At 62.5% G+C, this 14,213-nt stretch carries 11 protein-coding genes and 1 pseudogene; 7 read left to right on the top strand and 5 right to left on the bottom strand.

Annotation, left to right across the window (positions count from 1 at the left end; translation table 11 throughout):
* The first annotated feature begins 4 nt into the window (after positions 1-4).
* The 4 genes and pseudogenes from ACRCYW_RS10640 to ACRCYW_RS10625 all read left to right on the top strand — a co-directional run bounded on the left by ACRCYW_RS10640 (position 5) and on the right by ACRCYW_RS10625 (position 5,700).
* Entirely contained in the window at positions 5-445 is a 441-nt protein-coding gene (locus tag ACRCYW_RS10640) for a GNAT family N-acetyltransferase (protein WP_438550074.1), read from the top strand.
* Positions 446-551: 106 nt separating this feature from the next.
* Positions 552-1,778 (top strand): exonuclease SbcCD subunit D C-terminal domain-containing protein, encoded by a 1,227-nt coding sequence (locus ACRCYW_RS10635; RefSeq protein WP_438550073.1) that lies wholly within the window; start codon positions 552-554, stop codon positions 1,776-1,778.
* Positions 1,775-1,912 (top strand): annotated as a pseudogene (locus ACRCYW_RS10630) (AAA family ATPase); the annotation flags it as partial. The gene ACRCYW_RS10635 and the pseudogene ACRCYW_RS10630, both read left to right, overlap by 4 nt.
* Before the next feature lie 35 nt (positions 1,913-1,947).
* Complete coding sequence (locus ACRCYW_RS10625; protein ID WP_438550072.1) at positions 1,948-5,700, top strand: AAA family ATPase; 3,753 nt, start codon at positions 1,948-1,950, stop codon at positions 5,698-5,700.
* 219 nt (positions 5,701-5,919) lie between these two features.
* Here the strand turns inward: ACRCYW_RS10625 and crr are convergent, their stop codons facing one another.
* The 4 genes from crr to cysK form a co-directional block, all read right to left on the bottom strand.
* Positions 5,920-6,429 carry a PTS glucose transporter subunit IIA gene (gene crr, locus ACRCYW_RS10620; protein ID WP_042061931.1) on the bottom strand — a complete coding sequence of 170 codons (510 nt, stop codon included), beginning with the start codon at positions 6,427-6,429 and terminating at the stop codon, positions 5,920-5,922.
* Positions 6,430-6,471: 42 nt separating this feature from the next.
* The gene (gene ptsI / locus ACRCYW_RS10615) at positions 6,472-8,199 is read right to left on the bottom strand and encodes a phosphoenolpyruvate-protein phosphotransferase PtsI (RefSeq protein ID WP_438550071.1); all 1,728 of its coding nucleotides are present in this window, start codon (positions 8,197-8,199) and stop codon (positions 6,472-6,474) included.
* 44 nt (positions 8,200-8,243) lie between these two features.
* The gene (locus tag ACRCYW_RS10610; protein ID WP_005303128.1) at positions 8,244-8,501 is read right to left on the bottom strand and encodes an HPr family phosphocarrier protein; all 258 of its coding nucleotides are present in this window, start codon (positions 8,499-8,501) and stop codon (positions 8,244-8,246) included.
* A 441-nt stretch (positions 8,502-8,942) separates the two neighbouring features.
* Positions 8,943-9,911: a cysteine synthase A gene (gene cysK / locus ACRCYW_RS10605; protein WP_438550070.1), complete on the bottom strand. Its 969-nt coding sequence runs from the start codon at positions 9,909-9,911 to the stop codon at positions 8,943-8,945.
* Positions 9,912-10,074: 163 nt separating this feature from the next.
* Between cysK and ACRCYW_RS10600 the strand changes: the two genes are divergently transcribed.
* The 3 genes from ACRCYW_RS10600 to ACRCYW_RS10590 are packed head-to-tail and all read left to right on the top strand — an operon-like array spanning position 10,075 to position 13,259.
* Positions 10,075-10,917 (top strand): AAA family ATPase, encoded by an 843-nt coding sequence (locus ACRCYW_RS10600; protein ID WP_438550069.1) that lies wholly within the window; start codon positions 10,075-10,077, stop codon positions 10,915-10,917.
* Positions 10,918-12,084, top strand: coding sequence for a vWA domain-containing protein (locus ACRCYW_RS10595; RefSeq protein WP_438550068.1), 1,167 nt, complete (start codon positions 10,918-10,920; stop codon positions 12,082-12,084).
* Between the two features lie 53 nt (positions 12,085-12,137).
* Positions 12,138-13,259: a beta-ketoacyl-ACP synthase III gene (locus ACRCYW_RS10590; protein ID WP_438550067.1), complete on the top strand. Its 1,122-nt coding sequence runs from the start codon at positions 12,138-12,140 to the stop codon at positions 13,257-13,259.
* Between the two features lie 73 nt (positions 13,260-13,332).
* On the opposite strand, the gene tsaA is transcribed toward ACRCYW_RS10590, so the two are convergent.
* On the bottom strand, positions 13,333-14,037 hold the full coding sequence (gene tsaA, locus ACRCYW_RS10585; protein WP_438550066.1) for a tRNA (N6-threonylcarbamoyladenosine(37)-N6)-methyltransferase TrmO: 705 nt from the start codon (positions 14,035-14,037) through the stop codon (positions 13,333-13,335).
* Positions 14,038-14,213 lie beyond the last annotated feature (176 nt).

Here is a 14,213-nt window from a genome sequence, read left to right as displayed (position 1 = left end):
AAAAATGTTGAGAATGAGTCGGCCGGAAGACATGGAAGAGATCGTCGAGATCTGGCTGCTGGCCTCCCTGCAGGCCCATGATTTCGTCGACGCTTCCTGCTGGTGGCAGGCTCAGGAGGACTTGCGCACCCGCTACCTCGACCACGCCCGCATCTGGGTGTTCGAGGAACGGGGCGACCTGCTCGGCTTCACGGCCCTGGTAGAGGATTTTCTGGCCGCGCTCTTCGTGCGCCCCGACCGGCAGGGGCGTGGGGTGGGTCATGCCCTGCTGCAGGAGGTGAAGGCGCAGGGCAAGGCGTTGCACACCCGGGTGTTCGTGGAAAACGAGCCGGCGGTGCGCTTCTATCGCCGCCACGGTTTCGTCATCGGGGGGGAGGTGGCGGATCCCCTGACCGGTCATCTTCAGTACAAGATGTCCTGCCCGGCTATCAGAATACCAGGCTAGTGCCCTGATTTGGCAGGCTATCTTGCTTGAAAAAAGGGAGCGCTGTCCGCATCCTGTCTGCACAGGGTAGCGCGACTACCTCCCTCTTTATCCGAGCCGCTTTCTCATGAAGATCCTGCACACAGCCGACTGGCACCTTGGCCATCAACTCCATGGCCACGAGCGCCGTTTCGAACACGACACCTTCCTCGACTGGCTGGCCGATACCATCAAGGGGCGGCAGATAGACGCCCTGCTGGTGGCCGGCGATCTGTTCGACACCGCCAATCCCCCCGCCAGCGCCTGGCAACAGCTCTATCGCTTCCTGGCCAGGCTGCGCGCCGAGCTGCCTCACCTCAACATGGTGCTGATCGGTGGCAACCACGACTCCCCCTCCAAGCTGGACGCCCCCCACGAGCTGCTGCGGGCCTTCGATCTGCACCTGGTGGGCAGTATAAGCCGGGACGCCGAGGGGCGACTCGAGACGGATCGTCTGCTGGTACCGTTGCAAGACAAGACGGGCAAGGTGGCCGCCTGGTGCGCCGCCGTGCCGTTCCTGCGCAGCAGCGATCTCAGAGTCGAACAGTTGGAGGAGGGGCAGGACAGACTGATCGAAGGGGTTCGCCAGATCTATTCCACCGTGCTGGATGCCGGCCGCGCGCGCTGCGAGCCCGATCAGGCCCTCATCGCCATGGGGCACGCCTACCTGGCGGCGGGACAGCTGTCGGAGCTCTCCGAGCGGCGGGTGCTCGGCGGCAATCAACACGCCCTGCCCGCCGACATCTTCGCAAAGGCGGACTATACGGCCCTCGGCCATCTCCACCTGGCCCAGAGCCCGGCGCCCGGGGTGCACTACAGCGGCTCGCCGCTGCCGCTCTCCCTGGCCGAGGCGAACTACAACCATCAGGTGCTGGAGGTGACGCTGGAACACGGCAAGCTGGTGGGGCTGGAGCGGATCCCCGTGCCCCGCGCGGTGGAGATGATCCGGCTGCCGGAGAGTGCCCTCGATGAGGCGCTCAACGCCATCGCGGCGCTCGAGGTGCCTCCATTGCCCACGGAGGCTCAACCCTTCCTCGAGGTGCGGCTGCTGTTGCCGAGGCCCGAGGCCCGCATCCGTGAGCGGGTGCTGGCGGCCATGGCGGACAAGCCGGTGCGTCTCGCCCGCATCAGCACCCGTTATCAGGGCTCGGGTCAGGGGCTCGCCGATGGGGCGAGCCGGCGCAGGCTGGACGAGATCTCCCCGACCGAGGTGTTCAGGCTCTGCTACCAGCGTCAGTTCGAGGGAGAGCCAGCCCCCGAACTGGTCGCCTCGTTTGAAGAGATCCTGGTGCAGGTGAAGGAGTCGGAAGCATGAAGATCCTCTCTCTCTCTGGCGAGAACCTCGCCAGCCTGACCGGCCAGTTCACCATCGACTTCAACCGGGGGGCCCTGGGGGCCGCCGGCCTGTTCGCCATCACCGGCAACACGGGGGCGGGCAAGAGCACGCTCGACATCGGGTCGGTATGGATGGAGGCGTGGAACGCATGAAGATCCTTTCTCTCTCTGGCGAGAACCTCGCCAGCCTGACCGGCCAGTTCACCATCGACTTCAACCGGGGGGCTCTGGGGGCCGCCGGCCTGTTCGCCATCACCGGCAACACGGGGGCGGGCAAGAGCACCCTGCTCGACGCCATCTGCCTCGCGCTCTATGACGAGATGCCGCGCTTTATCGCCAACCGCAAGAACGTGGCCGAGGTGGGGCGCCTCGATGACGAGGAGAAGCTCAAGGCCAACGACGTGCGCGGCATCTTGAGTCGCGGCCATGCCAGCGGCTCTGCCGAGGTGCAGTTTCGCGGCTGTGACGGCCGCATTTATCTGGCTCGCTGGGCGGTACGCCGGGCCCGCAATCGCTCGGAGGGACGCTTTCAGGCCCAGGAGCGCAGCCTGACCGACGTCGAGAGCGGTCAAGTCTTCTCCGGCAGCAAGCGGGAGCTGCAGGATCGTATCGACGAACTGGTGGGTCTCTCCTGGGAGCAGTTCCGCCGGGCGGTGATCCTGCCTCAGGGGGAGTTCGCCGCCTTCCTCAAATCCAGCGCCGACGAGCGCTCGGCGCTGCTGGAGCGGATGACGGGTACCGAGCTCTATTCCGCCATCTCTATTCAGACCCATGAGCGGGCCAGGGCGGAGCAGCAGACCCTGGCCACCCTGACCCAACGCCTCGGCGACATTCCCCTGATGAACGAGGAGGCCCGGGAGGAGTGGGTTGGTCGTCAGCAGAGCCTCGCAACCCAGCTCAAGCACGAGCGCCAGCAGCAGCAGTTGCTGCAGGATTTTCGCGATCTCAATGAGCGTATCGCGGCACTGAGCCAGGCCTGTCAGGCCGGGCAGGTTGAACTCGCCGCCGCCGAGCAGGCCCATGGCGAGGCTGCCCCCCTTAGGGAGGAGTTCCTCCGTGCCGAGCAGGCCCAGGTGGCCCGTGCCGATCACGACGAGCTGGCCCGCCTCGAGCATGAGCTGCAGCAGCAAACGCTGATGATAGGCCAGCTGGGTCCTGAGTTGAGCCAGGTCGAGCTCGATCAGCAGCAGGCTGCGCTCAATGAGCAACACCTGATAGCACAGAAGAGTGCGGCCGAGCGGGAGTGGGGGGCCTTGCAGCCCGAGCTGAAACGGGCCCAGGAACTCGACACCCGGATCAGGGAAAAAGCCAGCTTGTTGCAGGAGATCAAGCAGCAGGGCACCCAGGCCCGGGCCCTGCAAGTGACGCTGCTGCAGGAGTGCCGGCAGCAGCGTGAGCGGGTACAGGCGCTGGAGGCTGACCGACAGCGCTGGGCCCAGTGGCTCGACGATCGCAAGACCCAGATCCCCTTGGCGCCCCAGTGGCAACCCCTGCTGGCGGCCATGCAGGATTGGGCCGAGGGGCGGGGACAACAGCAGCGATTGCAGCAGCTTCATGCGCAGCGAATCCAGGCACTGCGGGAGCTGAATGGGAGCCTCGAACAGGGGCGGCGGGAGCGGGATGACTGGCAACAGGAGCATATCCGGCTGCAGCAACAGCACGATCGGCTGCTGGCCGAGGAGTGGGACACCAGGGTCGCCAGGGTGCAGGAGCAGCGTCAAGCCGACACCCAGCAACTGGCACGGGTGCAACAATTGCTGGAGCTGGCCCAGAGCGGGCGCAGTCACAGCGAGCAGCAGGAGCGGCTCTGCCAGGAGCTGAGCCAGCTCGAGCAACAGCTGACCCGCCTCGCCGCCTCGCACGGCGAGCGGGAGCCCGTGCTGGCCCGTCTCGCCATCCAGCGGGACGAGGCCCGCCTCGCCCTCGAACAGGCCAGGGCCGTGGCCAGTTTCGAGCAGCATCGCCACGAGCTGCAAGATGAGATGCCCTGTCCGCTCTGCGGCTCGACGGCGCACCCCTACCGTCAGAGCCAGCCCCAGGTGGCGGGCATTCTGGCCCAGCAGGGGGAGCGTGCCCGCCAGTTGGCGCTGGAGTGGGATAGGCTCAATCACCAGCATATCCAGGAGCAGAGCGAGCACGCGGAGCTGGCTCGTCAGCTGGCGGCCCGCCAGCAACAACTGCCAGCACTGACGGCGAGATCCGAGCAGCTTGCCCAGCGCTGGGCCGAACTCGGTGGGTTGGGACTGTCAGGGCAGCAGCTGCCACTGAGCCGGGGCCCTGCCGAGTGGACCGAGCTGCAGGCCCGGCTGCTGGCAGAGAGTGATGCGTTGGAGCAACGCCTGGCCGCGGGCCAGCAGCAGTTGCAGCAGGCCCGGCAGGGGCAACAGACATTGGCGGGGTTGCGAGAGCAGCTCGCCCAGCTCGGCGCCCGCCAGCAAGCCTTCGAGCAGAGATGGCACGAACAGGGGCGGCAGAAGGCCGAGTGGGAGGCCGAGCTCAAGGGGCTGGCGGAGCAGGAGGAGCACTTGTGCCAACGGCTGGCTCAGGGAGAGGCCAGGCTGGATCGTCAGATGGGAGCCGAGCCCTGGCGCCCCTGGGCCGAGGAGGGGCGCTGGCAGGAGTGGCAAGAGTGCTGTGAGGCCTGCCTGCAGGGGCAGAGGGAATGGGAGCGACTCGGTGCCGAGTTGGCGAATCTGACCCCCATCCTGAGTGCCCAGGAGGCGCGGACGGCGAGCCAGAACGAGCTGTTGCACAGGCTGGAGCGCGATTACAAGGAAGGGGAGCAGCAGCGGCAAGGGTTGCTGGCCAATAGGGACTCCTGCCTCGCCGGACGCCCCATCGCCGAGGTGGAGGAGGAGTGGCAGCGGCGGCTGCAAGAGGTGAACCGTCAGCTGGAAGCGGCCGCCCTGGCCTTGCGCGCCCTGCGTGAGAAACAGACGGAACTCAAGACCCGCTTGACCCAGTTGGAGCAGGACAAGCAGGTGAGCAGCCGCCGTCAGCGGGAGGTGCTGGGGCGCTGGGCGGCCCATGCCAGCAGCCTCGGCATCGCCGAGCACGAGCTGCGCCGCCTGCTCTCCCTCTCTGCCGACGAGATCAAGGGGCGGCGCGCCGCCTTGCAGCAACTGGACGAGGCTTTGGCCGAGGCCCGCACCCGGCTTGGGGAGCGTCGGCGGGCGCAGGCATTGGAGGAGGCCAAGCTCGAGCGTTACCGCGAGCATCACGGGGAGCTCAGCGCCCTCTCCGGCGAGGCGCTGACCCAGGCCCTGGTCGCCAGCGAGGCCCGCTGCCGCGAGCTGGAGGAGCAGTGGTTCCAGTGCAAGAGCACCCTGGCTCAGGCCGAGGCGGCGGCGCAGCAGGCGGGCAGTCTGCAGGCTGAGCTGGTGCGCCAGCAAGGGGTGGCGGATCACTGGCAGCAGCTCTCGGATCTCATCGGATCGGCCAGCGGGGCCAAGCTGCGCACCTTCGCCCAGAGCCTCACCCTGGAGCGTCTGTTGCTGGAGGCCAATGCCCAGCTCGCCGAGCTCTCCCCTCGGTATCGGCTGGAGCGGGTGCCCGGCACCGATCTGGCGCTGCAGGTGGTGGATCTCGACATGGGGGACGAGGTGCGCTCGGTGGACTCCCTCTCCGGCGGTGAGAGCTTCCTGGTCTCCCTGGCGCTGGCCCTGGCCCTCTCCAGCCTGTCGTCGCGCCAGACCCAGGTCGAGTCGCTCTTTATCGACGAGGGCTTCGGCACCCTGGATCCGGACAGCCTGGATCTGGCCCTCTCCAGCCTCGATTCCCTACAGGCGGCGGGACGTCAGATAGGCGTCATCTCCCACGTCCAGACCCTGGTAGAGCGTATCGGGGTGCAGATAAGGGTCGAGGCCCTAGGGGGGGGCGAGAGCCGGGTATGCCTGCCCTGAGCCCCTGAATGCCGATTTAAGCCAAAACCCCTGTCAGGCGTGGGTCTGACAGGGGTTCTTAGTTGGTTAATGTTTAACTGGATAGCATACGGCGGCAATAGCCAATTCATGGTGTGACACGCCGGATACGCCTCCAAGGTCTGGCAAACGACCATAAAAAAACCGAAGCCCAAGGCTTCGGTTTTTTGTTGCGGCAGCTGGCTTGAGACCAGGGTCGCCTTATTTCTTGATGCGGATCACCGGAGTCTCACCGACGGTCACGGCGCCAGTCATCTTGATCAGCTCTTTGATCTCGTCCATGTTGGAGATGACCACGGGCGTCAGGGTAGACTTGGCTTTGGCTTCCAGTACGGCCAGATCGAACTCGATGATGGTATCACCGCGCTTGACCTGTTGACCTTCCTGAGCGATACGGGTGAAGCCTTCGCCTTTCAGCTCAACGGTGTCGATACCGAAGTGAACGAACAGCTCGATACCAGAGTCGGATTCCAGAGAGAACGCGTGGTTGGTCTCGAAGATCTTGCCGATGGTGCCGTCGCACGGAGCCACCATCTTGTTGCCAGCCGGCTTGATGGCGATGCCGTCGCCGACGATCTTCTCGGCGAAGACCACGTCGGGCACATCTTCGATCGGTACGATTTCGCCTGACAGGGGGGCAAAGATCTCGATGCCACCGGTGTCAGAGCTGTCATCGGAAACCAGTTTCTTCAGTTTATCAAACAGACCCATAGTAAAAGCTCCTAGAGATGATTGTCGCTGTTTGCAGCGATCTTAGCAGACTGCCTTCTGCTTAATAAAGTTATCTACACAGGCTTCGATTTCGGCGGCGGTCGCAAAGCTCAGGGCCTGGTCTGCCATTGCCTTCACATCTTCGAAGTTGGTGTTACGGATAAGCTTCTTGATACGCGGTACAGAGATGGCGCTCATGGAGAACTCATCCAGACCCATACCCAGCAGCAGCAGGGTGGCGCGTTCGTCACCCGCCAGTTCGCCGCACATACCTGTCCACTTGCCATTGTCATGGGAAGCGTCGATGACCATCTTGATCAGGGTCAGGACGGAGGGTGACAGCGGGTTGTACATGGCGGAAATCATCTCGTTACCACGGTCGACGGCCAGGGTGTACTGGGTCAGGTCGTTGGTACCGATACTGAAGAAATCCACTTCCTTGGCCAGATGATGTGCCATCACGGCTGCAGCCGGGGTCTCGATCATGATACCCACTTCGATGGATTCATCAAAGGCTTTGCCTTCGGCGCGCAGTTCAGCTTTCAGCGTCTCTACGGTGGCCTTCAGGCTGCGGAACTCTTCGACGGAGATGATCATCGGGAACATGATGCGCAGCTTGCCGAAGGCGGAGGCGCGCAGTATGGCCCGCAGCTGGGCGTTCATGATGTCGGCGCGATCGAAGAAAATCCGCACGGCACGCCAGCCCAGGAAGGGGTTCATCTCTTTCGGGAAATTCATGTAGGGCAGTTCTTTGTCGCCGCCGATGTCCATGGTACGGACGATGATCGGCTGATCCGGCATGGCCTCTGCCACTTCTTTGTAGGCCTTGAACTGCTCGTCTTCGGTCGGCAGCGCATCACGGTCCATGAACAGGAACTCGGTGCGGTACAGACCCACGCCCTCGGCGCCATTGCGGATGGCACCCTCGGTATCCTTGACGGTACCGATGTTGGCGCACACCTCGACCTGATGGCCGTCCAGGGTGATGGCGGGCAAGTCTTTCAGCTTGGCCAGCTCATCTTTCTCAGCCTGGAACTGGGCCTGCAGCTCTTTGAACTTGGCCAGTTGATCGGCGGTCGGATTGAGGACGATCTGATTGTTGATCGCATCCAGTACCAGCACGTCACCATTCTTGACGCGCTCGGTGATATCGTTTGTCCCCACGATGGCCGGCAGCTCCAGGGAGCGGGCCATGATGGAGGTGTGAGAGGTACGGCCACCGATGTCGGTGACAAAACCCAGCACGTATTTCAGGTTGATCTGAGCGGTTTCGGACGGGGTCAGGTCTTTGGCGACCAGGATGACCTCTTCGTCTATGGTGCTCAGGTTGACAACGGCGATGCCCAGCACGTTCTTCACCAGACGGGTACCGATGTCACGGAAGTCGGTGGCGCGCTCACGCAGATAAGGGTCATCCAGCTCGGCCATCATCTTGGCGTACTGCTCGATCACCTCATAGATGGCTTTGTCGGCGGATGCCTTGTTGTCTTTGATGAAGGATCTGATATCCCCTTCGAGCTCCTCATCTTCGAGCAGCATGATGTGGCCTTCGAAGATGGCCTCTTTTTCTTCACCGAAGGTGCGACCGGCCATCACCTTGATGGCTTCCAGCTGTGCGGCTGACTTGGTGCGGGCTTCGAGGAAGCGGTTGATTTCGGCGTCAATCTGGTCAACAGAAATCTTGCCCTGATTGATAACGATTTCATCTTCTTTCAGAAGAAGCGCCTTGCCGAATGCGATACCGGGGGACGCAAGAATGCCAGATATCATAATCCTTCCTATTAAAACGACTGTGGGGGAGGAATAAAGCTGGATTACTCCAGCTCGTCCATCAGGGCAACCAGCTTCTCAACGGCTTTCTGAGCGTCCGGGCCGTCGGCCTGGATGGTCACGTTGGTGCCTTTGGTCAGGCCCAGGGTCTGCAGCTTGAACAGGCTCTTGGCGCTGGCGGATTTGCCACCGGAGACCACAGTGATCTCGCTTTGGAATTCTTTGGCTTCTTTCACGAACTGAGCTGCGGGACGGGTGTGCAGGCCGTTTTCAGCAGTAATAACAACAGACTTCTCGTACATGGTTTCACCCCATATTATTGATATTGTGTGGAGAGGTGGTTGCTTTTGAGGCTTCCAGTCTCACCGTGTCAGTATGGATATGTTGTAAAGTAACGAAATAAGACCTGCAATGGTTTAATCCAGGTCAATTTTCTGTGCAGTATTCGGTGCCCCGGCTAACTCTTTTTCGTTATCGCTCTACAGGCCGCACCAGTGCTGGCTTGAGATTAATTTATAACGAAAAATAACACTTTGTTACCTTGTGATACTTAGCCGGTAATCACCTCGTGACGCGGCACAGGATATGAGATTTATCACAGAATGTCTGCTTTTTTTGTCATCTCGGGATTTGTTATTTTACCCCAAAAAATAAGGGTCGTCTGACACTGTTGGCTACTGAGTTTAGCTCATAAAGAAAACGGCGCCCCGAAGAGCGCCGTTGTTTTGATGTAAGGGGATCAATTATTGCTGCAGTTCCTGCTCGCTGAACACCCCGGCGAACAGGGCGCTGGAGAGGTAACGCTCGGCTGCGCTCGGCAGCACCACCACTATGGTCTTGCCTTCGAACTCCGGCAGTTCGGCCAGACGGGCGGCAGCCACCACGGCGGCGCCAGAGCTGATACCGGCCAGGATGCCTTCCTCTTCCATCAGGCGACGAGCCATCTCGATGGACTCCTCGCTGCTCACCTGCTCGACGCGATCCAGCAGGGTCAGGTCCAGGTTGCCCGGAATGAAGCCGGCGCCTATGCCCTGGATCTTGTGGGGACCCGGCTTGATCTCCTGGCCAGCCAGCTTCTGGCTGATGACCGGGGATTCTGACGGCTCGACAGCGACGGAGACGATGGTCTTGCCCTTGGTCTGCTTGATGAAGCGGGAGACGCCCGTGATGGTGCCGCCAGTACCGACGCCTGCCACGAACACGTCGATGTCACCGTCGGTGGCTTCCCAGATTTCGGGGCCCGTGGTCTTCTCGTGGATCTCGGGGTTGGCGGGGTTCTCGAACTGCTGTAGCAGTACGTACTTGCCCGGCTCGGATTCCAGGATCTCGTTGGCCTTGGCGATGGCGCCCTTCATGCCCAGCGGGCCTTCGGTCAGCACCAGGTTGGCGCCCAGGGCCTTGAGCAGCTTGCGGCGCTCCAGGCTCATGGTGGCCGGCATGGTCAAGGTGATGGGATAGCCACGGGCGGCCGCCACGAATGCCAGAGCAATACCCGTGTTACCGCTGGTGGGCTCGATGATCTCCTTGCCCTTGGTCAGCACGCCGCGTTTCTCGGCATCCCAGATCAGGTTGGAGCCGATCCGGCACTTGACGCTGAAGCTCGGGTTGCGGCTCTCGATCTTGGCCAGCACACGGCCCTTGGTAACACGGTTGAGACGAACCAGCGGGGTGTTGCCTATGGTCTGGCTGTTGTCCTCAAAAATTTTGCTCATGGTGCTATCCCTGTGTTTGTTAAGGCGATGAAACAAGATTACCCTGTGATTTCTGAATGAGAAGTGACGAATCGTTATAACAATATGTTATTACAACATATAGAACTTATTCTTTATTACCTAGGCCCAGGGCGGGCCTTGTGCTACCAAGGAAACGGACGCCATGGGATTTGCAGGAAGCGATCGCTATCTCGCCTCAAAGGATCTGAGTATGGCCGTCAATGCGGCCGTGGTGCTGGAGAAGCCGCTGCTGATCAAGGGAGAGCCCGGCACCGGCAAGACGGTGCTGGCGGAGGCGGTGGCCGAGTCCCTCGGCGCCGAGCTCATCGCCTGGCACATCAAGTCCACCACCAAGGCTCAGCAGGGGCTCTATGAATATGACGCCGTGGCGAGGCTGCGGGATTCCCAGCTCGGGGATCCCAGAGTGGGGGACATCAACCACTACATCCGCCGTGGCAAGCTGTGGCAGGCCTTCAGCGCCGAACAGAGGCCCGTGCTGCTCATCGACGAGATAGACAAGGCGGACATAGAGTTTCCCAACGATCTGCTGCTGGAGCTGGATCGGATGGAGTTCGATGTCTATGAGACCGGCGAGCGGGTGAAAGCACGCCAGCGCCCCGTGGTCATCATCACCTCCAACAACGAGAAAGAGCTGCCGGATGCCTTCCTGCGCCGCTGCTTCTTCCACTACATCCGCTTCCCCGACAAGGCCGAGATGCAGGCCATCGTTCATTTGCACTACCCCAAGCTGAAAGACGAACTGCTGGACGAGGCCATGAGCCTCTTCTTCGAGCTAAGAGCGGTGGAGGGGCTGCGCAAGAAGCCGTCCACCTCGGAGCTTTTGGACTGGATCCGCCTGCTGCTGGCGGACGGCATCTCCCCCGAGGCGATGCGCAATCGCGAGCCGGGCAAGCTGGTGCCGGCCCTCTACGGTGCCCTGCTCAAGACGGAGCAGGATCTGCACCTGTTCGAGAAGCTCGCCTTCCTGGCCCGGCGCGGCGGCTGAATGCTGATCGATTTCTTCACTCACCTGCGTCGCCACAAGCTGCCTTGCAGCCTGCGCGAATTGCTGGACCTGCACGGGGCGCTGGCGGCCCGGCTCGCCCGCCTCGACATGGATGAGTTCTACCTGCTCGCCCGCTGCCTGCTGGTGAAAGACGAGGCCCACTACGATCGCTTCGATCGCGCCTTCGCCGAATATTACGACGGCCTGCAGGCCAGCCCATTGTTGCCGGAAACCTTGCCGGACGACTGGCTGCGCCAGGAGTTCGCACGGCTGCTGAGCCCGGAGGAAAAAGCCCTGCTGCAATCCCTGGGGGGCCTCGACAAGCTGCTGGAAACCCTCAATCAGCGGCTGGCGGAGCAGAAAGAGCGTCACGCCGGCGGCAACAAGTGGGTGGGCACGGGGGGCAGCAGCCCCTTCGGTCACGGCGGCTTCCACCCCGAAGGGATCCGGATGGGGGGTGAGGGCGAGCACGGCCGTGCCGCCAAGGTGTGGGAGGCACGCCACTTTCGCAATTTCAGCGACGATGACGCGCCCCTGGGGCAGAGGGCCATCCAGCTGGCCCTGCGCAAACTCAGGCGCTGGGTACGCAAGGGCAACCCGGATGAGCTGGATCTCGATGACACCATACGCAGCACGGCCCGTCAGGGCTGGCTCGATGTGAAGCTCAGACCCGAGCGCCATAACGGGGTCAAGCTGCTGGTGTTCTTCGACGTGGGGGGCTCCATGGACAGCCACGTGGCCGAGGTGCAGCGACTGTTCTCTGCCCTGCGCCACGAGTTCAAGCACCTGGAGTTTTTCTATTTTCACAACTGCCTCTACGACTTCGTCTGGCAGGACAACAACCGTCGCTTCGAGGAAAAATTCGATACCTGGCGCCTGCTGCGCACCTATGGTAGCGACTATCGGGTGATTTTGGTGGGGGATGCCAAGATGGGCCCCTATGAGATCACCTGGCCCGGCGGCAGCGTCGAGTACTGGAACGAGGAGCCGGGCCAGCTGTGGCTCGCCCGGCTGCAGCACCAATACCCCAAGCTGGTGTGGATCAACCCCCTCCCCAGACGGGAGTGGCTCTGGCATCCTTCCATCAAGCTGATGAATGACCTGATCGGCGGGCGCATGCACCCGCTGACCCTGGCCGGTCTCGCCGAGGCGATAGATCGGCTATAACCGCTTACCCTACAAAACAGACAAGCCGGGATTGCACCCGGCCAGGAGCAAAGATGACTTCCATAGTAATCAGCGGCTCAGGCCTCTATACCCCTCCCTTTGCCGTCAGCAACGAAGAGCTGGTGGCCGCCTTCAACCAATATGTGGATCTCTACAACGAGGAGAACGCCTCCGCCATCGATGCCGGTCAGCTGGATGCCAAGCAGCATTCGAGCTGCGAGTTCATCGAGAAGGCCTCCGGCATCAAGAGCCGTTACCTGGTGAGCAAGGAGGGGGTGCTGGATCCGGACATCATGCAGCCGCTGCTGCCCGAGCGCCCGGACGACAAGCCCTCCATCATGGTGGAGATGGCTGTGGCCGCCGCCGAGCAGGCGCTGATCGCCGCCGGTCGCGAGCCGGGCGAGATCGATCTGGTGATAGTGGCGGCCTCCAACATGCCGCGCCCCTATCCGGCGCTCTCCATCGAGCTGCAGCACTATCTCGGCACCACTGGCATGGCATTTGACATGAACGTGGCCTGCTCGTCCGCCACCTTCGGCATCAAGACGGCGGCGGATCTGCTGGCGGCGGGCACAGCCCGGCTGGCGCTGGTGGTGAACCCGGAGATCTGCTCGGGTCACCTCAACTTCCGGGACAGGGACAGTCACTTTATCTTCGGCGACGCCTGCACCGCGGTGCTGCTGGAGCGGGCCGAAGACTGCAAGGTGGCCAACCCCTGGCAACTGGTGGCCAGCAAGCTGGTGACCCAGTACTCCAACAACATCCGCAACAACTTCGGCTTCCTGAACCGCTTCAGCCCGCGCACCCGCTATGGGGATGACAAGCTGTTCCGCCAGCAGGGGCGCAAGGTGTTCAAGGAGGTGCTGCCGCTGGTGTGCGATCAGATCGCCGGCCAGCTGGCCGAGCAGGGCTGGGAGGCGGGGGAGCTGAACCGGCTCTGGCTGCATCAGGCCAACCTCACCATGAACCAGTTCATTGGTCGCAAGCTGCTGGGGCACGATGCCAACCAAGCGGAAGCGCCTGTGATCCTCGACCGCTACGGCAACACCAGCTCGGCGGGCTCCATCATCGCCTTCCACCTGTTCAATCAGGACCTGCCGAGCGGCGCCCGCGGCGTGCTCTGCTCCTTCGGCGCCGGCTACTCCATCGGCAGCCTGCTGCTGCAGCGTCGCTAATCATTCCGACCTTGCTTTCGCAATGAAAAAGCCACCCGTTTGGGTGGTTTTTTATACTGCATTGTTCGTGTTTTCACGCCATTTCTATGGCTATAACCAGGCAATCTGGTTCAGTTATCTTAAATTTTACGTTCAGGTCGAACAATCTCACCCCGTACTCTTTGTCGTCCGGCTTGCCCTTCTTGTAGGCCGGGCGCGGATCCTGGGCCAGCACCTCGCTCACCAGCTGGCGCAGCTCCGGGTGACGGGAGGCGAGTTGGTCGAGCTGCTGCTCCGCTTCAGGGCTGAAACTGACCGCCAGCGGCGGAGTGGGGGCATCCGGGGCGAAGCCGCCACGGGCGTCCGGCAGGCTGTCGGCGTAGGGGATGTAGGGCTTGATATCGACGATCGGGGTGCCGTCCAGCAGGTCCACCGCGCCGAGTTCGAGCCACAGCTTGCCGCGCTCACGGCCCACACCGTGCAGCTCCACCACAGAGAGGCCGAGCGGATTGGGGCGGAAGGTGGAGCGGGTGGCGAAGACCCCGACCCGCTCGTTGCCGCCGAGGCGCGGCGGGCGCACCGTCGGGTGCCATCCCTGGGCCATGGTCTGGTGGAACACGAAGCTGAGCCAGAGGTGGGAAAACTGCTCGATGCCGCGCAGCACATCCGGCTGATCGTAGGGAGGTAGAAGCTCGAGACGGGCACGGGCCGATTTGACCAGGCCGGGCTGGCGGGGGATGGCGAACTTCTCCTTGTAGGGGGAGCGGATGATCCCCAGGGTGTCGATTTCGAACTTCATGGCGCACTCGTGGCTAAAAAAACCCCGGCAATTTAGCACAGGCGCCCCCAAAACGCAGGCTCAGCGCCTCGCTCATCCCTTCGATGCCGTCGTGATCCCCGTCCCATCCCGGCTCGCCGGGGGCTGCCTCTTGGCGCCGACTTGCGTAGGGTAGGGGCAGGAAAAACGATTGCCAT

It is taken from the genome of Aeromonas sp. (assembly GCF_051657805.1).
Taxonomy (GTDB): Bacteria; Pseudomonadota; Gammaproteobacteria; order Enterobacterales; family Aeromonadaceae; genus Aeromonas.
This window is presented reverse-complemented; position numbering and strand designations above follow the sequence as displayed.